This is a genomic window from Pseudoalteromonas aurantia 208, from assembly GCF_014858725.1.
Taxonomy (GTDB): Bacteria; Pseudomonadota; Gammaproteobacteria; order Enterobacterales; family Alteromonadaceae; genus Pseudoalteromonas; species Pseudoalteromonas aurantia.
The window spans coordinates 205,037-230,693 of sequence record NZ_AQGV01000012.1 but is presented as its reverse complement, the minus strand read 5'-3'; the positions used below and the strand labels follow the sequence as shown (position 1 = coordinate 230,693).

The 25,657-nt window shown below is 41.1% G+C and carries 27 protein-coding genes; 9 read left to right on the top strand and 18 right to left on the bottom strand.

From position 1 onward, the window contains the following. Window positions 1-77: 77 nt before the first annotated feature. Together pgeF and rluD are read right to left on the bottom strand one after the other, a co-directional pair. Window positions 78-803, bottom strand: a complete 726-nt coding sequence (gene pgeF / locus PAUR_RS05100; protein WP_192506736.1) for a peptidoglycan editing factor PgeF — start codon at window positions 801-803, stop codon at window positions 78-80. An 8-nt stretch (window positions 804-811) separates the two neighbouring features. Then, the gene (gene rluD / locus PAUR_RS05095; protein WP_192506735.1) at window positions 812-1,789 is read right to left on the bottom strand and encodes a 23S rRNA pseudouridine(1911/1915/1917) synthase RluD; all 978 of its coding nucleotides are present in this window, start codon (window positions 1,787-1,789) and stop codon (window positions 812-814) included. A gap of 123 nt (window positions 1,790-1,912) precedes the next feature. Between rluD and PAUR_RS05090 the strand changes: the two genes are divergently transcribed. Continuing rightward, window positions 1,913-2,671: an outer membrane protein assembly factor BamD gene (locus PAUR_RS05090; RefSeq protein WP_192506734.1), complete on the top strand. Its 759-nt coding sequence runs from the start codon at window positions 1,913-1,915 to the stop codon at window positions 2,669-2,671. Between the two features lie 64 nt (window positions 2,672-2,735). Here the strand turns inward: PAUR_RS05090 and glnB are convergent, their stop codons facing one another. Next, entirely contained in the window at window positions 2,736-3,074 is a 339-nt protein-coding gene (gene glnB / locus PAUR_RS05085; protein ID WP_010362263.1) for a nitrogen regulatory protein P-II, read from the bottom strand. A gap of 146 nt (window positions 3,075-3,220) precedes the next feature. Between glnB and PAUR_RS05080 the strand changes: the two genes are divergently transcribed. Both PAUR_RS05080 and PAUR_RS05075 read left to right on the top strand, forming a co-directional pair. Next, on the top strand, window positions 3,221-3,757 hold the full coding sequence (locus PAUR_RS05080) for a GspH/FimT family pseudopilin (protein WP_192506733.1): 537 nt from the start codon (window positions 3,221-3,223) through the stop codon (window positions 3,755-3,757). A gap of 265 nt (window positions 3,758-4,022) precedes the next feature. Further along, a complete protein-coding gene (locus PAUR_RS05075) occupies window positions 4,023-4,550 on the top strand; it encodes a GspH/FimT family protein (RefSeq protein ID WP_192508506.1) in 528 nt (175 codons plus the stop codon). Between the two features lie 5 nt (window positions 4,551-4,555). Here the strand turns inward: PAUR_RS05075 and PAUR_RS05070 are convergent, their stop codons facing one another. The 13 genes from PAUR_RS05070 to murJ all read right to left on the bottom strand — a co-directional run bounded on the left by PAUR_RS05070 (window position 4,556) and on the right by murJ (window position 19,242). Beyond that, the gene (locus tag PAUR_RS05070) at window positions 4,556-4,975 is read right to left on the bottom strand and encodes a type IV pilin protein (RefSeq protein ID WP_192506732.1); all 420 of its coding nucleotides are present in this window, start codon (window positions 4,973-4,975) and stop codon (window positions 4,556-4,558) included. Then, the gene (locus tag PAUR_RS05065) at window positions 4,962-8,030 is read right to left on the bottom strand and encodes a pilus assembly protein (protein WP_192506731.1); all 3,069 of its coding nucleotides are present in this window, start codon (window positions 8,028-8,030) and stop codon (window positions 4,962-4,964) included. The genes PAUR_RS05070 and PAUR_RS05065 overlap by 14 nt, the downstream gene beginning before the upstream one ends. 1 nt (window position 8,031) lies before the next feature. Beyond that, entirely contained in the window at window positions 8,032-8,508 is a 477-nt protein-coding gene (locus PAUR_RS05060; protein WP_192506730.1) for a pilus assembly protein PilX, read from the bottom strand. Continuing rightward, entirely contained in the window at window positions 8,496-9,485 is a 990-nt protein-coding gene (locus PAUR_RS05055; RefSeq protein ID WP_192506729.1) for a PilW family protein, read from the bottom strand. Before PAUR_RS05055 ends, PAUR_RS05060 begins: the two co-directional genes overlap by 13 nt. Next, on the bottom strand, window positions 9,485-10,045 hold the full coding sequence (gene pilV / locus PAUR_RS05050; RefSeq protein WP_192506728.1) for a type IV pilus modification protein PilV: 561 nt from the start codon (window positions 10,043-10,045) through the stop codon (window positions 9,485-9,487). Before pilV ends, PAUR_RS05055 begins: the two co-directional genes overlap by 1 nt. A gap of 199 nt (window positions 10,046-10,244) precedes the next feature. Next, the gene (locus tag PAUR_RS23895; protein ID WP_192506727.1) at window positions 10,245-10,910 is read right to left on the bottom strand and encodes a LytR/AlgR family response regulator transcription factor; all 666 of its coding nucleotides are present in this window, start codon (window positions 10,908-10,910) and stop codon (window positions 10,245-10,247) included. Then, on the bottom strand, window positions 10,907-11,929 hold the full coding sequence (locus PAUR_RS05040; protein ID WP_192506726.1) for a sensor histidine kinase: 1,023 nt from the start codon (window positions 11,927-11,929) through the stop codon (window positions 10,907-10,909). The genes PAUR_RS23895 and PAUR_RS05040 overlap by 4 nt, the downstream gene beginning before the upstream one ends. A gap of 14 nt (window positions 11,930-11,943) precedes the next feature. Continuing rightward, window positions 11,944-12,873 carry a 4-hydroxy-3-methylbut-2-enyl diphosphate reductase gene (gene ispH / locus PAUR_RS05035; protein ID WP_192506725.1) on the bottom strand — a complete coding sequence of 310 codons (930 nt, stop codon included), beginning with the start codon at window positions 12,871-12,873 and terminating at the stop codon, window positions 11,944-11,946. Further along, complete coding sequence (gene fkpB / locus PAUR_RS05030; protein ID WP_192506724.1) at window positions 12,873-13,313, bottom strand: FKBP-type peptidyl-prolyl cis-trans isomerase; 441 nt, start codon at window positions 13,311-13,313, stop codon at window positions 12,873-12,875. The genes ispH and fkpB overlap by 1 nt, the downstream gene beginning before the upstream one ends. Beyond that, entirely contained in the window at window positions 13,310-13,810 is a 501-nt protein-coding gene (lspA, locus tag PAUR_RS05025; RefSeq protein WP_192506723.1) for a signal peptidase II, read from the bottom strand. The genes fkpB and lspA overlap by 4 nt, the downstream gene beginning before the upstream one ends. Before the next feature lie 9 nt (window positions 13,811-13,819). Next, entirely contained in the window at window positions 13,820-16,645 is a 2,826-nt protein-coding gene (gene ileS / locus PAUR_RS05020) for an isoleucine--tRNA ligase (protein ID WP_192506722.1), read from the bottom strand. A gap of 21 nt (window positions 16,646-16,666) precedes the next feature. After that, entirely contained in the window at window positions 16,667-17,593 is a 927-nt protein-coding gene (gene ribF / locus PAUR_RS05015) for a bifunctional riboflavin kinase/FAD synthetase (protein WP_192506721.1), read from the bottom strand. 80 nt (window positions 17,594-17,673) lie between these two features. Then, a complete protein-coding gene (gene murJ, locus PAUR_RS05010) occupies window positions 17,674-19,242 on the bottom strand; it encodes a murein biosynthesis integral membrane protein MurJ (RefSeq protein ID WP_318782597.1) in 1,569 nt (522 codons plus the stop codon). A 365-nt stretch (window positions 19,243-19,607) separates the two neighbouring features. On the opposite strand from murJ, the gene rpsT reads away from it, so the two are divergent. Then, window positions 19,608-19,868: a 30S ribosomal protein S20 gene (gene rpsT, locus PAUR_RS05005; RefSeq protein WP_010362279.1), complete on the top strand. Its 261-nt coding sequence runs from the start codon at window positions 19,608-19,610 to the stop codon at window positions 19,866-19,868. Between the two features lie 59 nt (window positions 19,869-19,927). On the opposite strand, the gene PAUR_RS05000 is transcribed toward rpsT, so the two are convergent. Next, the gene (locus PAUR_RS05000; RefSeq protein ID WP_010362280.1) at window positions 19,928-20,311 is read right to left on the bottom strand and encodes a response regulator; all 384 of its coding nucleotides are present in this window, start codon (window positions 20,309-20,311) and stop codon (window positions 19,928-19,930) included. A 93-nt stretch (window positions 20,312-20,404) separates the two neighbouring features. On the opposite strand from PAUR_RS05000, the gene PAUR_RS04995 reads away from it, so the two are divergent. The 3 genes from PAUR_RS04995 to smrA all read left to right on the top strand — a co-directional run bounded on the left by PAUR_RS04995 (window position 20,405) and on the right by smrA (window position 21,828). After that, on the top strand, window positions 20,405-20,845 hold the full coding sequence (locus PAUR_RS04995; protein WP_192506720.1) for a hypothetical protein: 441 nt from the start codon (window positions 20,405-20,407) through the stop codon (window positions 20,843-20,845). 100 nt (window positions 20,846-20,945) lie between these two features. Beyond that, the gene (locus PAUR_RS23545; RefSeq protein WP_225738292.1) at window positions 20,946-21,188 is read left to right on the top strand and encodes a hypothetical protein; all 243 of its coding nucleotides are present in this window, start codon (window positions 20,946-20,948) and stop codon (window positions 21,186-21,188) included. A gap of 58 nt (window positions 21,189-21,246) precedes the next feature. Further along, complete coding sequence (gene smrA, locus PAUR_RS04990; protein ID WP_192506719.1) at window positions 21,247-21,828, top strand: DNA endonuclease SmrA; 582 nt, start codon at window positions 21,247-21,249, stop codon at window positions 21,826-21,828. Window positions 21,829-22,067: 239 nt separating this feature from the next. On the opposite strand, the gene PAUR_RS04985 is transcribed toward smrA, so the two are convergent. Further along, window positions 22,068-22,988: a 2-hydroxyacid dehydrogenase gene (locus PAUR_RS04985; RefSeq protein WP_192506718.1), complete on the bottom strand. Its 921-nt coding sequence runs from the start codon at window positions 22,986-22,988 to the stop codon at window positions 22,068-22,070. Between the two features lie 162 nt (window positions 22,989-23,150). Here PAUR_RS04985 and PAUR_RS04980 point away from each other — a divergent pair, with 162 nt between their 5' ends. Next, entirely contained in the window at window positions 23,151-24,860 is a 1,710-nt protein-coding gene (locus PAUR_RS04980; RefSeq protein WP_192506717.1) for a GNAT family N-acyltransferase, read from the top strand. 269 nt (window positions 24,861-25,129) lie between these two features. Next, window positions 25,130-25,540, top strand: a complete 411-nt coding sequence (locus PAUR_RS04975) for a TlpA family protein disulfide reductase (protein ID WP_225738291.1) — start codon at window positions 25,130-25,132, stop codon at window positions 25,538-25,540. Window positions 25,541-25,657 lie beyond the last annotated feature (117 nt).

The window sequence follows — 25,657 nt, the reverse complement described above, 5'->3', positions numbered from 1 at the left end:
TATTTATAACTATAACTTGTTATTAAATGGGTATGATTTGTGAAATGTTCAAGTCAAAAAGCTGAAAACTCTTCGGATTAATTACGCCAGATCACACTGGCCATACGACCTGTTTGACCATCACGTCGATAAGAGAAAAAATGTTGAGAGTCAGTGACTGTACATAGTTTATCAGTATACACCTTAGTCACGCCTAATTCGGCTAACTGACGAGTCGCAATCGCGAATATATCGGCCAAATATTTACCCGTATTTTGTTCAACAAAGTCGCTACAATGTGCGCTATCTAAATCACAAAATTGCGTAACAACTTCAGGGCCAACCTCAAACGCTGTAGGGCCGATAGCTGGGCCTAACCAAGCAAAAATATCACTCGGGTTACAATGAAACTTCGCTAACGTATTCGCCAATATACCAGCAGCCAAAGGTCGCCACCCGCCATGCACGGCAGCAACTTCTCCACCGCATTTGCTTGCTAATAATATAGGTAAGCAATCAGCGGTCATAATAGCAAGCGGCTGCAAACGAGCGTTAGTATACAAAGCATCGGCTTGCGGCCATGGCGTAACTGGCTTTTTTTCATTTGCGACAAATACACTGTTACCGTGTATTTGTTCAAGCCAAATGGCTTTAGCAGGTAGATAAGCACTAAGCGCTTGATGATTTTTTATAACAGCATCATGGTCATCACCCACATGATACCCTAGGTTAAAACCTAGGAATGGCCCAGTCGATGCACCACCACATCGTGTGGTTGATAATGCACCAACTTTATCTTGAATAGGCCAATTAGGAAGGATCACAGCAAAAACTACAATGCCAAATCGGGATTTTCTTTTGTATCTGCGCGTAACGCTTCAGTGACTATTTGCATGTCATCAGGAATAGGCGCTTCCCATGTCATAATTTCACCTGTAATTGGGTGAGCAATACTCAATTTGATCGCATGCAGTGCTTGGCGTTTGAAGTCTCTTAGTTGAGCAAATAACTCAGGTGTGGCATTACGTGGTGGGCGTGGTCGGCCACCGTAAAGTTGATCGCCAATGAGAGGATGATTTAAATGCGCCATGTGAACACGAATTTGGTGGGTACGACCCGTTTCTAGTCGTAAACGTAAACGCGTGTGCGCTCTAAACTTCTCAGCAACACGGTAATGCGTGATTGCCGGTTTACCCATTTCATGAATAGCCATATGTGTACGCTTAGTTGCATGACGACCTATCGGCTTTTCAACCATGCCACCCGCGGTCATTGTGCCATTACATAAAGCTTCATACTCACGGGTAAAGTTTTCACGCGCCTGTAAGTTCTTTACCAAATGAGTTTGTGCTTGAATTGTTTTTGCTACCACCATCAAGCCTGTCGTATCTTTATCTAGACGATGCACAATACCTGCACGAGGCACATTAATAATATCAGGGTGATGATGCAGTAGTGCGTTTAATACAGTCCCATCAGGGTTGCCCGCACCAGGATGCACAACTAAGCCCATCGATTTATTGATCACTAAAATATCATCATCTTCATAAACAATATTTAACGGGATATCTTGTGCCTCATATTCACGAGGTGCTTCAATAAGCGTTTCAATAGCCACCACTTCACCACCTAGTAACTTTTCTCTAGGCGTATTAAATACTTCACCATCAACGGTGATTTTATCATCCAAAATCCAAGTTTTTATTCTTGAACGTGAAAAATCGGGGAACAATTGCGCCAAAATTTGGTCTAGACGTTTACCACCTAGCTCAGTAGGGACTTCAGCTTGAAGAGAAATTTGCTCTGACATCTGTAACTTTACCTAAATTACCAGTGCAAGCTTTGCTCGACTGGGTTAGAATCGCATAATTGCATAGTTTACTCGGTTTTGCCCACTTGGCCTAGCCGAAGACAACAAAGGTAGTAAAATAAAATGATAATGAACTTAGGGAAGCGCGCCTTTGCTATCGTAGTAAGCGCCTCATTTTTAGGATTAGCGGCATGTTCGTCCGCACCAGAACAAGAAGATATCGAACGCGTACCAAATAAATCAGCGCAAGCATTATATGATGACGCAAAACAAACATTAGACTCCGGACTTTATGCTAGAGCCATTGAACTATTAAGTGCTATCAACTCTCGCTACCCATTTGGCCCTTATTCACGCCAAGTACAGATGGATTTAGTGTTTGCACATTATCAAACAGGCAATACAGAACAGGCGCTTGCCACTATCGACCGTTTTATTCGCTTAAACCCAAACCATAAAAACTTAGACTACATGTATTACATGCGTGGCTTGGTAAATATTAAAGCGGATAAAAATGCGTTCCAAGAATACTTTGGTGTTGACCGAGCTGACCGCGATGCAAGTCGCACTAGAGTTGCTTTTCAAGACTTATCTACACTGGTAAAAAGCTATCCGAGTAGCCCTTATATACCAGAAGCTAAGAAGCGTCTCGGTTGGTTGTTAAATAGAATGGCTCGATACGAAATAAAAGTGGCTGAATATTACTTTGAACGTGAAGCGTTCCTTGCGGCTGCTAACCGTGGAAAATATGTTGTTGAGCATTACTCTCAAAGTAGCTACCTCAATGAAGCCCTTATGATCATGGAAAAAAGTTATGACAAACTGGGATTACGTGATTTAAGTGAGCATGCTAAGCAAACTAGAGCCCTAAACAAGCGTTAACTTCTTTTTGAATAACAAAAAGCCGCAATATTAATGCGGCTTTTTAGTTTAGAACCAACCCCATTTAAATCGCTTCTTCGTCTTCTTCACCAGTACGAATACGTACTACGCGCTCAACATCAGTCACAAATATTTTTCCATCACCTATTTTACCTGTTTGCGCCGTCTTGAGAATAACATCAATAGCCCTATCGACGTCTTCATCTGCTAATACAATGTCGAGCTTAACTTTAGGCAGAAAATCAACCATGTATTCAGCACCACGGTACAGCTCTGTATGTCCTTTTTGACGGCCAAACCCCTTTACTTCACAGACAGTCATACCGGTAATACTAATATCTGATAATGCTTCTCTTACATCATCTAATTTAAATGGCTTTATTATTGCTTCTATTTTCTTCATGATTCTTTAGTTTTCCATTGGCAGTGTGTCGATTTTAGTCAATCCTAAAACCGTTAGCAAACAAAGAGATTGGATCTGAACAAAAAACAACGTCATAATGAGTAAAACTAAAGTATGAACCGCTGTCTTTAGGCTTGGAGTATACAATGAGAAATATACGTGGCTTCACCTTGATCGAATTATTGATCGCAATCGCTATCTTAGGAATACTTGCCGCTATTGCATTATCAGGTAGCAATAACCTCGCACAAAATAATCGTTCAGAAGCATTTCTGCTCGATTTAAAAAGAACGATTTCATTTGCCAGGGCAAAGGCAACAACCAGTGATGAAATTGTCATTGCTTGCCCTGTCAACCCTTCTAGGCTGGCTGCTCGTAGCAATATGTCATGTGAGAATAACTGGTCGAATAACAATGTTATTGTGTTTATTGACGCAGATAATAACGGTGCCTTTAACAACAATGATACTTTACTAAGAGCAATCGACATGTTGCCTGATGGTGATAAATTGACATTCAGTGGTTCAAGCAGTATTCGTTTTGATAGCAGTGGCAGAGTAACCTCTACCGTTGGCAGTTTTATATATTGCCCCGCGGGTGGAGACGGAAAAAGCAAAGCACTCAAATTGGCTTTGTCTGGTAATGCTTTTTACACCGGTGATGTTGACCAAAACTGCTCTTAATACAATAAGAAATAAATTGTAGCCTAAGGTGTGTAGTGTGGGCATGAACTACATTGACGTCTTCTCGCTTTTTACTAAAATTATATCAATTACATTAAAAGAACGATCAAATTTTACGGCAAATAAATACCTTAGTAACCGGAAAACATCGATATGTAATTAATCAGCATGAATAATTTTTTACACCACCAATACACCATTTAATTTACTGAAATGGGTTTTAGGAATATTGGTGTGTCACAAAAGACGATATGGAGATCCATGGATGGATACCTTAAAGAGACAAAATAGTTATGCGTTTACCATGATAGAGATGCTTATAACAGTGGCTATTATGAGTATTTTATCCCTACTTTCTTTGGCCAGTTACTCAGAGATATTATCTAACCACCTACCCGAACAGCACTTGCGTCTAGTGAAAAAAACACTCACATTCGCACGAAGTCAGGCCATGGTCTTAGATAAAAATATCACGATATGCCCTCTCATCAATAACAAATGCCAACCGAAACAGTGGCATAAACCGCTTACCGTTTTCATCGATAATCAAGATTTACGTATATTTGGTCAAAATGACAAACGACTTATTATTATTGATGCTATTAAGCATCCCCATAACTTCACATACCCACGCCGCGCTATTGTTTTTAAACCTAATGGCAGTATAAAAGGCTTCACAAATGGCACATTTGTATACTGCATCGAAAGAAAGTCAGGTAAGCAAGTCGGACTTGAGCTGACTTTGAGCTTGGCTGGCCGCTCTAGATTAAGAGCAACCGATAAATGCAAATGACTAATTTATCGTTCCCAACACTCATCTGCGGAGCCCGAGCCGGTATTTCCTTTCAGCCCTAGCTCATTTATTGTCAATGTTGTACATACTGAATCAGAACTGACAGGGCCCCCCTCTGCGGTTGCAGTAATAATGAACGTACTATTATTGACTGTCGCCGCAATAGAGAAGTAACCATTTTCACTAACAGCAGGTACACCAATGTCTTCTAAGTCTGTTGTATACTGCCGATTATCAACAAAGAATTGTTCTTGTTTATTCGCTGCATCCAATAAAATTACCATGGCATCGGCACGTGCAGCTCTTTTTGCATAGCGTTCATAGTTCGGAATGGCAATTGCTACCAAAATCCCGATAATCGCAACCACAATCAATACTTCTATCAAGGTAAAACCTTGTTGCCATTTTGCGCTATTTCTCATCATGTTCTTCCCTTTTATAAATATATAATTGCTGTGTTTGCAAACCAAAATTCAATGGTGCGGCTGTTAACACGACCTTGCCATCGATGGTGATCGGCGCGCCATCCCCCTTCACTTCAGGTGTAATAAACGGCACTCCCGATGCTGGTCCAAAGTCTTCACTATCATCACCCGAGGCAATGGCTGGCCCTATCATTCTCACTACGGCTCTGCAATAGTTTGAATCTGAGCTTGAAACCCCTGTTGGTTTTTCACAGGTGAAGTAAGGCTGAGGAGCTTCAGGTACAGCAGTTTGCGTATCAAAGCTCACATTATTATAAACTTTGGTACCATAATGTAAGTGAAACGCATAAAGTTTGCCGGCTCCTGCCTCTACTTTACACTTGGTTGCTGTGGTTGGAGGTGTAAACGATGTAAAATAAGCCACGCCTCCGGCAACCGAAGCTTCAGATAAAGACTTTTCAGATGAGCCCAAGCGGTATTTCCAGCCATGGAAGGTACCTAACTTCCCTTCTAAGTCGGTAAATCGTTCATAATTATTCAGCCGCTTCGAGAAAGGATCATTTGTGACATTTAATAAATCCTTTACTTTAATCGCCTCCGGAATATCATCTCCCTCAAAAGATTTCGTTACTGAATTTTCATCTCTTATCATAAATAAGAAATCAACGGTGCCTGTCGATGATGGGCGAGTTCGATTACCCGAACCAACTAAAATGGCTTCATAAGGTGTATCTTTTCGTGTTTTAAGGTCACCATTGCTGGTTTCTGTAACTGACACCTTACTAAAATAGGTTCTCGCGACTACTGGGGCATGATAAAAACGCCTGTCAGTTGATACCGAGTTACCTGCGAGCAGAGCCAATCTAAAGTGCGTCCACGGCTTATCTGAGTCCGTTGGGTCAGCACCTGGCATATCTACTCGCCATACACCACCGCCGGTATCTGCCATGTATAAACGATCATCAAAACCATCATAGTTTGAGTCTAATGCGGCAACCCCACCCACGATGCTATGGCGACCTTTAAAACCCTTGTCACGTGTTAACGCCCAAATTAGATCCCCTGTTTCAGCCTTAACAATAAAAAGCCCTTCCCCTATTGAATCATTACTTTTAGAAGTATTGTCTTTATTGGTATCGTATCCTGCGGTAAATATCACAACAGGATCATCACCTTGATTTTCTATATGTGTGACTAGAGGCTTGGCCCAAGTCTGACCGAGCTTTGCAAAGTCACCGGTTCCACCCGTGATTGGCCCGCCCCACATCATATTTGGCGAATCTGGGTTGGTAATATCTAAAGCGTAATATTGATTACCACCACGACGAAGGCCAAAAAACAACCAAACTTTGTCTCCGGATGACACGAGGTTATCACCATCTCTATCATCATGATAAAGTGTAGATTCTCCATCTACCCCATATAACTTGGTGTCTTCTTGATTATTTTTTTGCGCTTTAAGCACTGGTAGCAAACTTTCCGGAATAAAAGCCCAGCTTTCGGTCATCGTATTGCCTTCATCTTTAAACATGTGCAAAAAGCCGGCGTTGGTGCCAATCAAAAGTCGAACATTTGGATTAGCCTCGGTTCCATAATTGATAGACACCACTTTTGAGTGTAATGGGTCACCAAAAATCGTCTCTCGACGCTCATTATCATTGCCGTCATTATCTTCATCATCAACATCAATACCTGTCGCCCACTGCATGATGCTAGACAACTCCGTTGAAGATGCATTCATTTTGTCTGCAAATGTATCAATATCATTGCCATACTGGCGAAGCGCTTCCGCATATGTAAAGTCATGTAATGCTGCATCACCAAAATCAGAGTAAATTTTACGGGTATTTTGTCGACTCAATTGATAATTTACACCGCCTTTATCAACCGCATTGCCATCTTTTGAACCAGGCTCAGACCAGAATGTTGTCGCATTTTGATCTATTTTCCCATCACTATCGATTGCTGCTTTTCCCGCCATATCAACTAACAATTTATTATCCTGCACTTTGAGTTTTTTTAAATTGCCTTTCCACCGTGTATGAGTCTCAGGTAAAAACATCGTGTAATACAAAGAGTCGCTGCTTTTGGTTTGATTACCTGTATTTGCAGCAACAGGCAATGCAAAGCTGTCTGCTTCTTGACGAATACTATTTGTAACTGATTCGAATGCCGCTGATAGTTGAGAAGAGGTATTTGCTTGTAAATATTGCCCTCCCCCTAGCTCAGCCGTTTCTTCAAGAATACTCTCACCGCTAGGGCTCATACCCGTACCGAAACCAATGGTATATACTCGCCCTTTATGATTATTAGTTTCATCACCATCGTAAATATCAAAGTCATCACCGTTACCATGAATTGACCGAGCTAAGGCTGGCATATAATTATTACTAATCGGCGCCGCAACTCCAAAGTTAGCACGATACAAGTTTTTAATACTTTCATTTCTACCCGTATCTCCTGAGGGGTCACCATCTGTCATCACAATAATATTAACGGAGTTATCACACCGTTCAGGATCCCCTGCATTTCGATGAAATGGTGAGATATAGCTATCCCCATTTTCAATACTAGTGTCTCGTCCCCCAACATTCACAGAGTAGTCTCGTTTATCACCCGTTAGATATAAATACGCTTCCCACAATGTCTCACTTAAAGGCGTAGAGCCATTAGCAACTAAATTACCGATTTGTGACTTAATCGTTGATTGACTGGAACCTATACCAGCTAAAACATACCCACCGCTTCCCCCATTAAAGCGCATTAGGCCAAATTCAATATCCGAATTATCGTTGACTAAATCAGTAATCGCGCTTTTGGCCACACCTAGGCGACTATCCGAGCATAAATTATATCGACCGCGATAATAGTTGTAACCACAACTGCGACCTGTTTGGCTTGAAAACGCCATGCTGCCTGAGGTATCAAAAATAATCATCACCCGAGGCTTTTCATCTACCTCTATATTATGTTTTACGTAAAGCTCTATATCTTCGGCTATTGATTGAAATGTTGCCACGCAGCCAAGCAATAAAATTAGCATCATATTTTTCATATTATTTCCCCGCGCTCGCACTGATCATCTGCTGGCCAACACCCACCACAACTGTAAGCCGATGCTTTGCTCGTGTACCATATTCTACTGTCGTGCTGATCTCAGTTAAGTTACAAACAATGCCTTTGGTATATTTAAATGACCGAGGGCAGTCCAATTCTTTTGGGCCGTTATTTAAGCCTCGCATGACATTATCCGTGCCATGCATCCCATCAAATGTATTATTCTCGGCTAATTCAAGTTGATTAACTGACATCAAGAAACGACTCTGACTATTGCGATTCCCCTCTTCTAGAATAACCCTCTGTACCTCTCCAACCAGTAAGTTCTCAGCTTGTTCTCGCTCTTGTGCTGCATTGGTAATTTTTAAATCAATGCTGCTACTGCTCATTAAGGTCACAGCCACTGCCGTCACTGCAACAATCATGATCATCGCGGTTACCAATACAATGCCATTTTGGTTCTTTATATTCGCCATGCCATAGTCCCATTAAGCCTGATAGTGGTAGAAAAAACGGTACGTCGATAATAATCAGAAAACGTATGTGTTCTGCGGTCAGCATCAAAGCCTAACGTATAAGTCCGACTATTTAGCTGTAAACCTGGATCGGGCTCCAACGCTCGTACCAAGAGGTAAATTTGTACAGTTAAAATACCGTCATCATTTTCCCAGTTTGATGCTGTCATATCAGGCGTACTTCGATAAGTATCAACCCGAAAATCGCCGTTGGTATCTAGCCCAAAAACCAGTCGAAAATCTTCAATGCCTTCCATGACTGTTTCTTGATACATTCCCGTTCGAGTTAATCGTAAGCGTTGTAAAGTGGGGATGTCTCGCTCGATATTATTAATCGTTATTGTCTCAGTTGATAGATAGTAAACATGATGGCTGTATGGCCAAACTGTTGAATTTACAGTCGGTAAATTAATGGTATTGGCACCGGAAACAAACTCAGCTCGCTCTTGGTCTGAGATAAAATAGAATCTATTCTTATCAACCCCCTGAGCTACCCCTCCATTAAAAACAACAGGATTTCCTTCTAACAATTTTAGTTGAATAACATCAGTATTTTTTACACTACTAGCAATACAATCTAATACATTAGACCCATCTGACACCTCTGCGTAAACAGGCCTAAAATTCGTCGGCGTTTCATCCGGAAAGCTGCCATTATTTAACCCCCCAAAGCAATCGTTGCTTGGGTTTGACACACTTTCGACATTTTCTTCGGTAAACCCTTCATCGTAAAAAGTCCCCCAAAAGCCAACTTGCTCAATATCTCGTTGTAAAATAGACAAAGCTAACCGACCCGTTTCTTGCATTTCACCAATCGCCATCGTATCCCGAGTCGTCACCTTCATACTAATATAGGTGGCAATAACCCCTCCTAAAATCAATACCCCAATGAACATAGATATCATTAACTCAAGCAGAGAAAACCCATTCTTTTTCATTAAATCCCCCTCGCAAAAACAAAGCTATTCAGCACAACCAGTCGACGTTGATCATCATTTGTGCCGCAGTTTATCGCTTTAGTTTCATCCGTTGCCTTTATTTTTTGTCTGCCGCGCCATGACACAATCACTTCAACATCAAAACCTCGACCTTGGGTCCCTGCCGATGACTGAGGATTAATACACACCGTCGTGTCATCCAAGGTACCGGTATTCTCTCTCGCCCTAATCGCTAATTTCCATTGCTCTAAATCTAGCGCAGCAATTGCTGCACTCGAACACTGCGCACCAAAACAACGTCGTTGCGCATTTAATGGGGTCTGGCTTGTGAATGTTAACTTATAATTACTCGACAATTGCACTGAATCATTGACTCTGATCCTCTGCATAATATCATTTGCTAACGCGACGGCTGCCGCTCGCTGCATAGAATCGAAACTCGCTTGTTTGGCTTTTGCTTGCAGCGCTACCGCGCCCAATAACCCAAAACTCAGTACCATAAATGCAATCAGTACTTCCAATAGCGTAAAACCATTTTGACGGCTGTAAGAGGGGGCCATTAAAAAACCTCAGGTGAAAATCTTTGCTATATTAAGAATAAAATATTCTAAACGTAACTCAATAACCAATTCTCTGAACGGTCAAAATCTCAGATGAACGGATTGCCTATGAAGCAGGCGACTATAAAACGAGGGAGGAAGTGTATTTAATCTTGGCTGATACTAAAAACCGCAAAGGAACATGACAGGTTAACAACCGTTAGATGAGGCCTTTAAGGTCTTTTGCTGCGCGTCGGCTTACAGGTAAAAGCTCAGAAAATCCTTTTAATTTTAGTAACAACCCAGATGATGATGATCTCAGGGATTCAATTGCATTGCGCCGTACTAATGTATTTCGATGTATCTGAATAAACGCTTGAGGATAAGTCGCTAGTAAGCTTTTAAGACTTTCATCAATAACTGCCTCCCCTCCTTCAAACCAAATATGGGTGTACTTATCTTCCGCTTTGGCAACCATTATCTGAGCAACATCCACCGAACGGGTTTGTCCTGCCAGTTGATATTGGATTTTCGGAGAATAAAATCGAGACATAACAGCTTCTAACTGTTCAAACTGTACAGGCTTTACCAGAAAGCCTGATGCAAACACGTGAAACGCATCTAATGCAAATTCAGGATGAGCCGTTACAAAAACAATCTTAATATTGTGATTCGAATGACTTAAGCGCTGAGCCACCTCTAAACCACTCAACCCTGGCATATCAATATCAAGCAATAGTACATCCGGGTTTTCTTGATTCACAAGCTCTAACACTTGCGCTCCATGCTCCGCCATACCGCAGCAATCAAAGCCAGAAAGATTACCCATTAGCCTTTTGGCTCTTTGTCGCGCTAGTGGTTCATCATCTGCAATTAAATACTTCACAGCTTCACCTGTAGAGGAAGAGTTAGAGAGGCAAAATAACGCTTATTTGCTTGTTTTATTTCGAGCTTTGCCTCTGGACCGTAATGCAAAACAAGGCGTTCTTTTATATTGCGTTGTGCCATACCTTGCCCTTTATGTTTAGAAACATCAGTACCTATCGTATTACTGATGGTAACTTTTACAGCATGGTCGAATGCTTCAACTGAAATGCTTATTTCACCGCCGGCGATAAGTCCTTCAACACCATAATTTATTGCATTTTCAACTAAGGGTTGAACTGTTAAAACTGGCACCAAAATATCGGGTATAGTAGATGGAAGAGACCAATCTACTGACATTTTATTACCAAAACGCCACCGCTCAAGTTCAATATACTTCTTTGATAATGCAAGTTCTTCAGTAAGCGGAACTAGTTTATTAGGATGCATAGCCCATTGCGATAAATTTGCGAGCGTTAATACTGCTTGCTCAGCGAAGTCTGAGTCTTGTTGTGTAAGTTCTGCAATCGTATTTAAACTATTGTAAAAGAAATGCGGTCTGATCCTAGCATGTAAAGCATCAAGTTCTAATCTAGATAAAGTAGCATACGTGGTAATTTTATCGCGAAAAATAGCCATGAAATGCAAAAATAAAAAAGTAACAAATAGACAAATTGCACTATTCTTGGCGATAAAAGGCCAATCAAGAAACTCTGCGGATGTCACCTCAAATACGGCAACACCTAAGCTTAATAGGAAAGTGATTACTTGGAATACGATGACAATAACGCTGTATTCGAAAATACCTGAATATCTATTTAAGTAATGCTGTAGCAACGAAAGTACAGTAAAGCCAATGGCACTTACGCAGTGAACAAATAAACTTATTATGCCCAGCCGAACCCAAATAGATTCATAACTCATAGGAGAAAAGGCCAGTAATAATGCCAGAGTCTGCGAGGCGACTAGCATAGCCAGTACACCCCGTTCAGTGACTATAGCAGGGAGCAATCCATTGGTTAAATCAGGTGACTTAAACATGGCTGCATGCTTAGTTAACGCAATTCAATCGGCACAGCAAATACAACATTTTCTTCTTCACCTGGGTTCTCAATGACAGTTTCCCCCCCAAGTTCTTTCAAACGTGTAATAACCTGCTGAACTAAGACCTCTGGTGCTGATGCCCCCGCAGTGACACCCACACTGTTAATGTTATCAAACCAGCTTTCACTCATACTGCTCGCATCATCAATCAAGTATGAAATCGTACCCATTTTATCCGCAAGTTCACGTAAGCGATTTGAGTTTGAGCTGTTTTTTGCACCAACAACCAGTAACACATCAACTTTATCAGCTAAATCTCGCACTGCATCTTGGCGATTTTGAGTTGCGTAACAAATATCATCTTTACGCGGGCCATGTATATCAGGAAATTTACACCTCAGTGCATCAATCACATCCGCAGTGTCATCCACTGACAAAGTAGTCTGACTACAATAAAATACATTGCTCGGATCTTTTATCTCTAATGCGTTCACATCTTCTGGTGTCTCTACAAGGTAAATACCACCATCATCATTGGCATACTGCCCCATAGTGCCCTCGACTTCTGGGTGACCGTGGTGGCCTATCAAGATACACTCTGTGCCCTTACGACTCGCTCGTGTTACTTCCATATGAACTTTAGTCACTAACGGGCACGTTGCGTCAAATACCTTAAGCTCACGTCGTTTTGCTTCTTGACGCACTTGCTGAGACACACCATGTGCACTAAAAATAACAATGCTATCGTCTGGTACCTGATGTAACTCTTCCACAAATACAGCACCACGCGCTTTCAGGCCATTCACAACATATTTATTGTGAACAACCTCATGGCGGACATATATCGGGCTTTCAAAAATATCTAGTGCACGCTCCACGATGCTTATTGCACGGTCTACACCTGCACAAAAACCTCTTGGGTTGGCTAGTAAGATATCCATTAGTTGCTTACCTCAAGAATATCAACTTCAAACGTCACCTTTTGACCTGCCAGCGGGTGATTAAAGTCAACAGTGACTGACTCGCCAGCCACTTCACGTACAAGCCCAGGCAAATCGGTACCATCTGGTTGAGTAAATGCAATGATACTGCCAACCTCTGCGGGTGTATCAGCTCCGAATTTACTACGGTCAACATAATAAATATTATCTGGGTTTGGTTGACCAAACGCATCGTCAGGCTCTAAGTCAAATGACTTACTGTCACCAACAACCAAACCCAATAAACATTTTTCAAAGTTTTCAGTCAAGCTGCCATCGCCCATAAATAACTTTGCAGGCTTATTATGCACTTTAGTCGAATCAGCAGCAGAGCCATCCTCAAGCTTTATCGAAAAATGAAAAAGCACCTCAGACTGAGACCCTATCACTTGTTCACTCATGCTTTTTTCTCCTGAGAAGAATCACCTTTAAAGGCATCAAATAATAATAGACCAGCACCACCTACAATTGCCATATCAGCAATATTGAACGCCGGATAATGCCAGTTTTGGTAGTAAAAATGTAAAAAGTCAATCACGTAACCATGGACAAGCCTATCGACCAAATTTCCTATCGCACCAGCCAAAACTAATGAGTAAGCACCACACAAAACCCAGTTATTTGCCGGTAATTTGCGTAGCCAAAACAGCAATAACGCACTAATTGCCACTGCAATAAAACTTAAAAACCAACGTTGCCACCCACCCGCTTCACTTAAAAAACTAAACGCAGCACCGTAGTTGTGCATGTAGGTAAAATTAAAAAATGGCAGCAACTCGATTGACTCATAAAGTTTCATACTATCCATTACTGCAGCTTTGGTAACATAGTCTACTGCAAAGAGCAGTAGACTTAGCCATAACCAAACTAAACCACTTTTTTGAGTTGAGTCGGTCACATTATACTCCTATGCAAACTGACGCTGTTCGCCGTCACCTTCAACGTTAGTAATACAACGACCACACATATCAGTATGTGTCTCGTGACTACCCACATCATCGCAATAGTGCCAACAACGCTCACACTTTTGAGCGTCGGTTGCAGCAACAGTGATAAACAAACCATCGATTTCAGAGGCAATCGCATCTTCCGGTTTGTTACTCGCAGGTGCAATAGTCACTTTCGACGTAAGTAATACAAAACGTAGCTCATCACCTAGCTTTTGCAGCCCACTCGCTAAATCGCCATCAGTGTAAAGTGTCACTTCGGCCTGCAACGTCGCGCCAATGACTTCTTCTTTACGTGCACTCTCTAACACACGGTTCACTTCATCACGCACAGCAAGTACACCTTGCCAATATTCATTGCTCAACTGTCCTTCAGAGGCATCGTTAAGGCCTTCATACCATACATCGGTAAATACAAACTGGCTGCGCTTACCTGGTAATGCCTGCCAAATTTCTTGTGCCGTAAAGCTCATGATTGGCGCCATCCAACGCGTCATTGCTTCGGCAATATGATAAAGCGCTGACTGACATGAACGACGTGCATGGCTATCACTCTTTGCTGTGTACTGACGGTCTTTAATGACATCTAAGTAGAATGAGCCAAGCTCACCGGTACAGAAATTCATTAGCTTCTGAGTCACTACCAACATTTGATAGTTATCATAGGCTTTCAAAATTTCGGTTTGCAATTGCGCTGCTCTTGATACAATCCAACGGTCTAGCTCAACCATATCATCAATTGCCACTAAATCTGTCTCAGGGTTGAACCCGCTTAAATTCGACAATAAATAGCGACTCGTGTTACGAATACGGCGATAACGATCAGCTGAGCGTTTAAATATTTCATCTGATACCGTCATTTCTGCGGTGTAATCCGTTGATGCCACCCATAAGCGTAAAATATCTGCGCCAAGCTTGTTCATAATGTTCTGTGGAGAAATAACATTACCTAAAGACTTTGACATCTTACGGCCGTTTTCATCAACAGTGAAACCATGAGTCAGGACTTGTTTATATGGTGCATGACCATTAATAGCAACCGAAGTCATCATTGACGACATGAACCAGCCTCTGTGCTGATCTGAACCTTCAAGATATAGATCTGCTGGGCCTGTAAGCTCTTCTCGTGCATCCACTACACATGCATGTGATACACCAGAATCAAACCACACATCTAAAGTGTCTTGCACTTTCATATATTGCTCAGCGTCGTCACCTAACAGCGTTGCCGGATCTAAGTCATACCACGCTTGAATACCTTTGCCTTCAACTAAAACAGCAACTTGCTCAATAAACTCTTCAGTATTTGGATGTAGTGCGCCAGTGTCTTTATCTACAAATAGTGCAATTGGCACTCCCCACGTACGTTGACGAGAGATACACCAGTCAGGACGCCCTTCAACCATGTTTGCAATACGGTTTTCGCCCCATTCAGGTAGCCATTGTGTCTTGGCTATTTCATTTAAAGAGTCTTGGCGTAAGTTAGCCTGATCCATACTCACAAACCACTGCGGTGTTGCTCGGAAAATAATTGGCGTTTTATGGCGCCAGCAATGTGGATAGCTATGCTGCAACGCATGGTGATGCATTAATGCGCCTTTTTCACTCAGCACTTCAATCACACTCGCATTAGCCTTAAACACGTGTTGACCGCCAAATAATGGCGTATCAGGGAAATAAACACCGTTTGCGCCAACTGGGTTTGCAACTTCTAACCCATACGCTAAACCAGCGCTGAAATCCTCTTGACCATGGCCAGGTGCTGTATGCACAACCCCAGTACCCGAGTCGGTAGTTACATGCTCAGCAACAATTACTGGCACATCGAAGTCATAAAATGGGTGTGCAACACGCAAGTTCTCAAGGGCTTGACCTTTAACATACCCCAATACATGGAAATGATTAAAACCAAAACGATCCATTGCATCTTTGACTAGCTCAGATCCTAAGATTAGACGTTGAACTTTACCTTCATCTTCCACTTGAACAAGTGCATATTCCAATGCCTCATGTACAGCAACCGCACGGTTTGCCGGTAATGTCCATGGCGTTGTAGTCCAGATCACGGTGCCTACACTGCCTTCACCTTCATGACCTTCGGCTACATCAAACGCAGCTACTACCGCAGCTTGGTCTACAAAATCAAACTTTACGTCAATCGCCGGAGATTGTTTATCTTGATATTCAACTTCTGCTTCAGCCAATGCCGAACCACAGTCAGTACACCAATGCACAGGCTTTGAACCTTTATGCAAATGCCCACTTTTGATGATACGACCTAACACACGAATTGCGTTTGCTTCAAAGTCAAAGTTCATCGTCAAATAAGGTTTGTCCCAGTCACCAAACACACCTAAGCGTTTAAAATCAGCTTTTTGACCTTCGACTTGCTTTTGCGCATAAGCACGGCATTTCTCACGAAACTCGGCAGCGGTCACTTTTTTACCAGGCTTGCCCACTTTTTTCTCTACCTGTAGCTCGATTGGCAGACCATGACAGTCCCACCCAGGTACATACGGCGCATCAAAATCAGATAGTGTTTTCGACTTAATAATAATATCTTTAAGGATCTTATTTACCGAGTGACCTAAGTGAATATCACCATTCGCATACGGAGGGCCATCATGCAAAATAAATGGCTTCTTACCTTTTTTCGCGCTGCGGATCTGACCGTATAAGTCTTGTTCGTACCAAGTTTTCAACATTTTTGGTTCGCGTTGCGCTAAGTTACCACGCATTGGAAACTCAGTTTCCGGTAAATTCAGAGTGTGTTTGTAGTCGCTCATTTATCCTAGTTTCCGTATCGGCTACTTAAAATTAAAACATTGCTTAGCGTCAGCAACATCTGTTGCTATTTGCGCTGTTAACTGCGGCAATGTATCGAATTTTTGTTCATTGCGGAGCTTTTTAACCAGCTCCACTTGCATAAAATGTCCGTAAACATCTTGATTAAAATCAAACAGGTGTACCTCTAACAAGGCCTTGGTGCCATTTAGCGTTGGTTTTGTACCAACGTTAGCCACACCTTTGTACTGCTTGCCGTTTAAATTGACCCGAACAGCAAAAACCCCTTGCACGGGGATCACTTGTCGCTTTAACGCTATATTCGCAGTGCGAAAACCAAGTTCTCTGCCTTTTTTCCAGCCATGGATAACTCGGCCTGCAATGGTATATGTGTGGCCTAACATTTGATGTGCAGTATCTAAGTCGCCTTTTGCTAGCGCAGCTCTAATCAGAGTACTACTTACCCGACAATCATCGCGGCGTAAACTGGCCGTGCTTTTTACATGCATCGAGACGGACTCACCAATCTCTTTAAGCATATTAAAGTCACCTCGACGTGCATGACCAAATTTAAAGTCATCACCTACCGTTAAAGCCTTCACTCCAAGCTTTTCAACTAATATGTGCTGAACAAAATATTCTGCACTTTGCTGAGCAAATTGTTGAGTGAAACTCACACAAATCACGCGATCAATATCGAGCTTTGCTAACAAAGCCAACTTATCTCTTAATCGAGTTAGCCTTGCCGGCGCTTTATCTTTGGCAAAAAACTCTTGCGGCTGACGCTCAAATAACATAACTGTACTTGGCAAATTGTAGCGCTTAGCGTCTTGTACAAGGCCTTTTAAAACCTCGACATGCCCCAAGTGCACACCATCAAAGTTACCTATCGTTAACACACAACCAAAGTGATGGGGTCGAATGTTATGGATGCCTCTGATCAGCTGCATTACGTCATAGCCTTAATTGCGTGAATCTTCAAAGTGCCCGATTATACCCAAGTTGCCTAAAAATGCGAACTTCTGCATGATTAAGCACGCACATCTTTTATCGTTCTTAGCCTGACACCAAATACAAACATCAGAAGGAAATAAACAAACATCGCCAACACCAGCAATCCAACCAGTAGCATGACTTGTTCAAGCAGTAACCATGTATGCCATAAGTATTTACTACTTACATACCATACACACCCGGCCATTATACTCGCTGATACGATACATTTGGCCGCAAACCAGAGTGTAAAGTTCGACATCACAAATACCCCCTGTAGTTTCAACTTTCGATATAAAAGGTAAGCATTACAACTGGCTGAAAGTGATGTTGCCAATGCCAGCCCCAAATAGCCAATAAAAGGAGCCAGAGCAATGTTAAATAGCATATTTAATACCAGTGTGATGATACCTATTTTCACTGGTGTTTTGGTGTCTTGGCGTGCATAAAATCCGGGCGCTAGTACTTTGATCAACATAAAACTCACAAGCCCTACCGAGTAAGCCACAACGCCAAGGCTCACAGCCTTAACATGATCTATCTCTGTCTCGGAAAATGCACCATGATCAAACAGAACAGTGATAATTAGGGGGCTTATCACCATTAACCCAGTCATTGCTGGGAAACCTAAGAACAGCACAAAACGCACTCCCCAGTCTAAGGTAACTTGAAAATCATCCACCGCGTCATTAGCATGCAACTTTGATAACGCTGGTAAAATCACCGTGGCGATCCCAATGCCAAACAAGCCTAATGGAAACTCAATTAAACGATCTGAGTAATACAGCCATGCAATAGACCCTGTAACCAAAAGCGACGCTATTACCGTATCTAATAGCAAGTTAATTTGGCTAATAGAGACACCAAACATTGCTGGCAGCATCAGTTTTCGTACTTTTGTTACTTCAGGTGAATGCCATGCAAAGGTCGGCTTTTGCAACATTCCTAATCGAAACAGAAATGGGATTTGAAAGAGTAGCTGAGCCAAACCACCTACAAATACCCCAATTGCTAACGCATAGGCACCATTTTCAAACATGTCATGTAATAAAATAGCACAGCCAATAATTGCAATATTAAGAAGTACAGGTGTAAATGCCGCTACAGCAAAGCGATTGTATACATTAAGAATCGCACCACTTAACGCAACTAAACTAACAAAAAATAAGTAGGGGAAAGTGAACTTTAACAATGTACTGGCAAGTTCAAACTTTTCAGCGTTTTCTCCACCATGCCACCAATCGATAAACCAACCCGTCCCAAACAACGCTGCAATTATTGGAGAGCCAATGACCCCAACTAACGTAACACACAGTAAAATTGTGCCTAATGTTCCCGCTGCTTGGCCAACAAATACCCTTACTTTATCATCACCATGCTGCTCTTTAATTTCAGATAGCACTGGGACAAACGCTTGTGCAAACGCTCCTTCCGCAAATAGCCGACGCAAAAAGTTAGGGATTCTGTTAGCAAATAAGAATACATCAGCAGCTAATCCCGCTCCAAGTAAATTAGCAACTACTGCATCTCGAATTAAGCCCATAACCCTTGAAATCATCGTCATGGCGCTTACTATCATGCCTGATTTAAACAACCCCTTCGCCACATTTAACTCCAAAAATAAAAAACACGTAAATTATGCCACAGTCTTTTGCTTATGTTGATATCATCAACTTGAGCTTTGCCTGAATTAGAAAAATTTCTATATCTAACACTAGGTGTAAGAATCAAGATTTGATACACTACGGGCATTAATCACTGGATGCGAGAAACTCACACCGTATTTTTGTGGTTCATGTGCCTGTTAAAGTTGATCGCCAAACGCTAAAAGCCAAGGTTTTCGTCACTACAGGTTACAATTACGAAGAGACAAAGGTCGTGGTGGTCAATATATGTTGACTTTTGCCAATAAAACAGGCATATTCCTCGGCCATTAAATTAAGCTTATTTTAAGATTGTTAGGAGCACACCTTGGCTAACATCAAGTCTGCAAAAAAACGCGCTATCACTAGCGAAAAACGTCGTCAACACAACGCAAGCCGTCGTTCAATGATGCGTACTTACTTCAAAAAAGTACTAGTTGCTATTGAAGCTGGTAATAAAGAAGCTGCAACTGAAGCTTTCGCTGCCGCTACACCAATTCTAGACCGTTACGCAGCTAAAGGTCTAATTCACAAAAATAAAGCAGCTCGTCATAAGAGCCGTTTAAATGCAAAAATCAAAGCTCTATAATCTTTGATTTTATTGTGAATTAAAAAACCGACGAAAGTCGGTTTTTTTGTACCCGGTATTTAAGTTAACTCAAGTTCTGGATAAAACTTCTTCAACATTGCCGCAATTTTCTTTGGTGAGAAAGGTTTAACCACAAACCCCTTTGCCCCTCGCTCAATCGCATCTTTAACATTATCTACGGTTGAATGCGCAGATACCATAACGACATTAATATCAGCATTAATTTGATTTAGCTGGGCAATAATTTCCTTTCCATCACCATCAGGCAATTCAATATCCAAAAATACAATATCAAAGTGCTGTTCTTCACAGGCCTTGATACACTGGGTTGCGGTGGACGCCTCCCTAACGTGGTCAATACCTAAATGCATGAGTGTTTGGTGCAAAAAACTACGAACTGTTCCTACATCATCGACTATTAAAATTGAGATTTGCTGTTCCATTATCCTTTCCCGTAGGCTGCCAAACTAAAATAAGCTATTATAAACATAATAGATCTATTATAGAGTCCTGCAACCAAAAGGCCATACACAGGTATGTCAAAGCAAGCAAAAAAACAATCTTTACTCGGGCAAACGCAGCGTAAACAGTCAACCCGTAAACCTGCAAAGAAAAACAAAGCACCAACGCCTTCAGCACAAACGTCTATCGCTTCAGACGTCCCCTCTTCCGACGTTAAGAGTAAGAAAAAAATATGGGTTAGTTTATCGCTTGTGGCGTTACTCATTATTCTTTTTCCTAAACCTCAACTGATAACTTACGAAAAGTTAGGGTTAGTCGCACAAAGTATCTACTGGTCAGGTTTGCCTGGGTATGATCCTGTCCTTTTAGACTCAAAGCTTCACCCCCGCTCAGCATTACATCAAAACATTCTTTACTTATGCGTTGATAAAAATAACCCATCTACTTGTCAAAGATACCAAGTCATAGAACAAAAAGGGGTTATTCCCGCACTTCTCAAACTTATTTTAGATTAAAAAAACTAATCTGAAATATATAAAAATAATCGCTTGATGCATGATTAAAGGATCACCATAATGGCGCTCCTTTAATCAACTATGGAAAACCAAACAGACCATGCCCAACGAGTTCAACTGGCTCTTAAACACCATCTTGCTATTACTAGGCTTTGGCGCCTTTTTTATCAATCATTTAACTTTATTACGTGTTGCCGCAGTAGCAGCGTGTAGCCTGTTGTTTCTTTCGTTTAGTCTGGACTTGGTAAATACCAGTGTTGTTTCTAATTTAAGCCTCATATTAATTAATACATTTTATCTATTTAAAGTGTATACCTTCGGACAACTAAATCTAAGTCAGTAGTCAAGTCTTCTGAACTACGTTAGAATCCTAGCCATACTCACCTACTCAAGGGTTTTGTATGGCTATGACAGATGAAGAGCTATTTTTAGCATCAATGGGAGATGTAACACCTTTAGCTCATGACAATCAGGCTGAGTTAAGCAAAATAAAAGCCCAGCCGACAATTTCTCAATTAGAGAAACGTAAAGCTGCTGAGCAAGAATTAACATTTGATGTTAACTTCCTCTCTACAGAGTATGTGGATTTACTTGACCCATACGATTTAATGACATTCAAACGACAAGGTGTACAAGAAGGCGTATTTAAAAAGCTGCGCTTAGGGAAATACCAGATCGATGCCACAATTGACTTACATGGCAAACGCTTCAATGAAGCAAGAAAGACGCTTTTTGAATTTATCCTCGATTGCCATAACAATAATATTAGAGTGTTATTGTTGCGCCATGGTATTGGGCTAAAAAGCAAACCAACCCCAGCAATCTTAAAGAGCTACATTAATAAGTGGTTACAAGAAGTGCCGCAAGTATTGTGCTTTCATTCTGCACTGCGTTGTCATGGTGGAAGCGGTTCAACATACGTATTACTGAAAAAAAATGACGAACAAAAAACACAAACCAAAGAAATCTATGCAAAGCGTTAAGTCATTACCACTTAACGCTCAATGCCTATTTATTCCGTCATGTAGCTTGAGTAAATAAAGCAGAAACACCTAGCAGCACAACCGATAATACAACTAATGATAATTTCACCCCACTATGATTACTCTTCATCACCTACACCTTATTATTATTATATTTGATCACAACACCACATTACTGAATGTAATCAATTCTCTCAAGCTGTTTTTTTATACAGCAAATTAATTTTATTGTAACGGCATCAATAGCCTAAATGCTTGTCTACCGTATTCATTAATGCATTTTTATTGATACAAGCAGTAATATTGTAAACTATCTGCTCACACACAGAACTCATACTCGTCACTGCAGCGCAATGAGGCGTCAATGTAATTAATGGATGTTGCCAAAAAGCATGTCCACTTTCGAGCGGCTCATGATTAAACACGTCAAGTGTTGCTCCAGCTAGTTTTTGGTTATCTAATGCCCAGAGTAAGTCTTCTTCAATAAGATGCTCTCCCCGCGCAACATTTATCAATATGCAATGGTTTGGTAGTTGCTCAAACACTTTTCGATTTAAAATACCCGTCGTTTCACCGGTCAATGGTAATAAGCACACCAAATAATCGAGTTCAAATAAAAATGTCTGAAGTTCATCGATACCTGCAAAACAATTGATACCACTAATATTTTTTTTCGTTCTAGACCATGCGCTCACTGAGAAATCATTCGCTTTAAGTTTCCTAGCTGCAACTTGCCCCAACTCCCCTAACCCTAAAATACCAATATGATTATGCTTGAAAGCACGCTTAGGTTTCCAAACCGTTTGATATTGCTTATGTGCATACTCACGTATTCGTAACTTGTGCGCCATTACATGACCCAGAATATACTCAGCCATATCATCAGCCAGATCTGTATCAACAATACGTGTTACCTCTACGTGCTCTGGAATTCGCTGCAATGCGATGCCATCTACGCCTGCACCATAAGACTGCACCACTTGTAAATTTGGCAGTCGATCCCAGATTGATTCTGGGGCATTCCAAGCTATTACAAACTGTACCTTGTCTAAATTTGCACAATTGGGCCATTCATGTATTTCGACACCTGGTAAAGAAATTCGTAGATTTTGCATTAATTTCGTATTGTCTCGACCTTCAACACACACAAGTACTGACATGTCACCCTCTCTCTATTAACAAAATTTTATTGTAATCAAACCCCCCTTTTATTCATAGTGTGTCAGATATGACAACTGTCATATAACTGCCAGAACATTGCAACAAGGTTGTAACAAGATGTTTTTACTCTGTGCTTACAGTGTACACAACGAGAGTTCACAATGATCAGTGTCGATAAAGTCATCGAAGCAAATTTACCACAACTTGAAAACTCCCCAAAAGTGAAAGGCTTAGTAAAAAAAGGGTTAGGCTATTTACTCCACGAACAAGAATTCATTGCTTTTGCTGATGCATACCCGCACTTGCAGGGAATTGAGTTTGTAGAACAAGTTCTAGATGAACTCGATTTTGACGCCCGATATAAGCCAAAACAGATAGAACATATTCCAAGTGAAGGTAGCATTGTCATTGTCGCAAACCACCCTATTGGCTCCTTAGATGCATTAGCGCTGATCCGTGTTATAGCCAAAGTGCGACCAGACCTAAAAGTCGTTGCCAATCGAATGCTTATGTCGGTTACACCTATGCATTCGTTACTGTTACCCGTCGATAACTTATCTGGAACCAGCCGTCGTACTGAACTTGCCAATATTCAGCAACACCTAAATCAAGAGGGTGCATTACTGATATTCCCAGCAGGTGAAGTATCTAGATTAAGTGCCACCGGTATAAAAGATTGCAAATGGAATTCAGGCTTTTTGCGCATAGCTAAAAAAGCGAACTGCCCAATCTTGCCAATTTTTATAAAAGCCAAGAATAGTCCGCTGTTTTACGGCACTTCCCTTATTTACAAACCTCTAGCAAGTTTGCTTTTAGTAAAAGAAATGTTTAAGCAACGCCAAAAATCATTAGAGTTTGAAATTGGCGCGAGTATCCCGCCTGAATCTTACTTAATTGAGAATTTAAAAGATAAAGAAATTGTCAGTCTCATTCGAAAACAGCTTTATCGACTCAATAGCAAAAAATCAGTACCGCTAAAGACGCAGACCCCGATCGCGGTCCCTGAGTGTAAAAAAGAGTTAAAAAAAGCCATAGAAACCTGTGAGTTGTTGGGTCAAACCCAAGATGGAATGCAAATCTACTTATACAATTACCAAGGAAGCTCCGTTATTTTTAGAGAACTCGGTCGACTTCGAGAGATTGCATTTCGTGCAGTGGGTGAAGGCAGTGGGAAAAGACGCGATATAGACCGATATGATATGCATTATCAGCATTTAGTCCTGTGGGATACCGAGCAACTAGAGTTAGTTGGTGCCTATCGCCTTGCCAGTGCTAAACACATAATCGAAGAGCACGGTCAGCAAGGTTTATATACCGACAGCCTGTTTAGTTATACTGAAAAAATGCAACCATACTTTGAACGAGGCTTAGAGTTAGGCCGAAGTTTTGTGCAACCAAAGTATTGGGGTAGGAAAAGCCTTGATTACCTTTGGTATGGCATCGGTGCTTTTGTAAAACGCTACCCAGAGCATCGTTACCTTTTTGGTGCTGTCAGTTTATCAAACTCTTTACCTGATGAAGCAAAAGCTATGTTGGTTTACCATTATCAACATTACTTTTCGCGCCTAGCAAATCATGCCCAACCGAACAATGAATACACCTTATCAAATGCACAAATGACGCATTATAAAAGTTTATTTCATGGTTCAGACATCAAAGAAGATTTTGCAGAGCTCAAACATATTCTCGCCAATATGGGGGCTCAAGTTCCCACGCTATTCAAGCAATATACTGAAATTTGTGACTATGAAGGAGCTAACTTTTTAAGTTTTAGTATTGACCCTGATTTTAATAACTGCATAGACGGATTAGTCTTAGTCGACTTAGAAAAACTTAAACCCCAAAAAGCAAAACGTTATTTAGGGGAGTAATGACAGTACTATGGGGTGAGCAGAAGTTATGTATTTCACTTCTGCTCAATCACATAGTCACTGCGCCCATATTGAGTACCTGCCCCAACTTCGCAATGTTCTGTTACATTTTTCGGTTTTTTGAATGAATAAATAAGTAGTGTTAAGTGGTCTCTGTATATTAAGCTTCCCCCAACTCAACTACTCACATAACTATGCTCAAATATATAATACAATTAGGTTTATTAGTTTTTACGTTCACCGCAGTATCGACATATCAAGAACTTGGTATGTTAAAAGAAAATGGAAAAACGAGCGCGCCTTTCTTCTCTTTACCCAAGCTCGATGATCCGCAACAACGGATTGACTTAACATCTATTAAAGGAGAACAAACTGTTGTGTATTTTTTCGCACCTTGGTGCAGCATCTGTAAATACAGTATGCCAAACCTAGATAAGCTCTATAAAAATAACGAGCTCAATGCCATTGCAATAGCACTTGATTATCCAGATATACAGAGTGTTCACCAATTCTCTGAAGCGTTAAGTTTATCAATGCCTATATTATTGGGCGATAGTACTACCGCACAAAACTTCAAAGTAAAGGCTTACCCAACGTACTATGTAATTGATGAAAACCTCAAAGTGGTAGAGCGCTCTGTCGGTTACTCTAGTGAACTCGGTATTAAAATCAGACTGTAAGAAACTGTAGCAACACTCTACAGTTTCTTACCCAAACCTAAAACACTTATACACTCCATTTGGTTACACTGCTGCTGATATTCATTGTTGATTCACTTTTTGCACAGGGACCAAAAT

What these genes read in the sequence shown, in the direction of transcription:
- rluD (WP_192506735.1), bottom strand. Translation starts at nt 1,789, where the DNA reads ATGTCAGAGCAAATTTCTCTTCAAGCTGAAGTCCCTACTGAGCTAGGT.
- PAUR_RS05090 (WP_192506734.1), top strand. Translation starts at nt 1,913, where the DNA reads ATGATAATGAACTTAGGGAAGCGCGCCTTTGCTATCGTAGTAAGCGCC.
- glnB (WP_010362263.1), bottom strand. Translation starts at nt 3,074, where the DNA reads ATGAAGAAAATAGAAGCAATAATAAAGCCATTTAAATTAGATGATGTA.
- PAUR_RS05080 (WP_192506733.1), top strand. Translation starts at nt 3,221, where the DNA reads ATGAGAAATATACGTGGCTTCACCTTGATCGAATTATTGATCGCAATC.
- PAUR_RS05075 (WP_192508506.1), top strand. Translation starts at nt 4,023, where the DNA reads ATGGATACCTTAAAGAGACAAAATAGTTATGCGTTTACCATGATAGAG.
- PAUR_RS05070 (WP_192506732.1), bottom strand. Translation starts at nt 4,975, where the DNA reads ATGATGAGAAATAGCGCAAAATGGCAACAAGGTTTTACCTTGATAGAA.
- PAUR_RS05065 (WP_192506731.1), bottom strand. Translation starts at nt 8,030, where the DNA reads ATGAAAAATATGATGCTAATTTTATTGCTTGGCTGCGTGGCAACATTT.
- PAUR_RS05060 (WP_192506730.1), bottom strand. Translation starts at nt 8,508, where the DNA reads ATGGCGAATATAAAGAACCAAAATGGCATTGTATTGGTAACCGCGATG.
- PAUR_RS05055 (WP_192506729.1), bottom strand. Translation starts at nt 9,485, where the DNA reads ATGAAAAAGAATGGGTTTTCTCTGCTTGAGTTAATGATATCTATGTTC.
- pilV (WP_192506728.1), bottom strand. Translation starts at nt 10,045, where the DNA reads ATGGCCCCCTCTTACAGCCGTCAAAATGGTTTTACGCTATTGGAAGTA.
- PAUR_RS05040 (WP_192506726.1), bottom strand. Translation starts at nt 11,929, where the DNA reads ATGTTTAAGTCACCTGATTTAACCAATGGATTGCTCCCTGCTATAGTC.
- ispH (WP_192506725.1), bottom strand. Translation starts at nt 12,873, where the DNA reads ATGGATATCTTACTAGCCAACCCAAGAGGTTTTTGTGCAGGTGTAGAC.
- fkpB (WP_192506724.1), bottom strand. Translation starts at nt 13,313, where the DNA reads ATGAGTGAACAAGTGATAGGGTCTCAGTCTGAGGTGCTTTTTCATTTT.
- ileS (WP_192506722.1), bottom strand. Translation starts at nt 16,645, where the DNA reads ATGAGCGACTACAAACACACTCTGAATTTACCGGAAACTGAGTTTCCA.
- ribF (WP_192506721.1), bottom strand. Translation starts at nt 17,593, where the DNA reads ATGCAGCTGATCAGAGGCATCCATAACATTCGACCCCATCACTTTGGT.
- PAUR_RS05000 (WP_010362280.1), bottom strand. Translation starts at nt 20,311, where the DNA reads ATGGAACAGCAAATCTCAATTTTAATAGTCGATGATGTAGGAACAGTT.
- PAUR_RS04995 (WP_192506720.1), top strand. Translation starts at nt 20,405, where the DNA reads ATGTCAAAGCAAGCAAAAAAACAATCTTTACTCGGGCAAACGCAGCGT.
- PAUR_RS23545 (WP_225738292.1), top strand. Translation starts at nt 20,946, where the DNA reads ATGCCCAACGAGTTCAACTGGCTCTTAAACACCATCTTGCTATTACTA.
- smrA (WP_192506719.1), top strand. Translation starts at nt 21,247, where the DNA reads ATGGCTATGACAGATGAAGAGCTATTTTTAGCATCAATGGGAGATGTA.
- PAUR_RS04985 (WP_192506718.1), bottom strand. Translation starts at nt 22,988, where the DNA reads ATGTCAGTACTTGTGTGTGTTGAAGGTCGAGACAATACGAAATTAATG.
- PAUR_RS04980 (WP_192506717.1), top strand. Translation starts at nt 23,151, where the DNA reads ATGATCAGTGTCGATAAAGTCATCGAAGCAAATTTACCACAACTTGAA.
- PAUR_RS04975 (WP_225738291.1), top strand. Translation starts at nt 25,130, where the DNA reads ATGTTAAAAGAAAATGGAAAAACGAGCGCGCCTTTCTTCTCTTTACCC.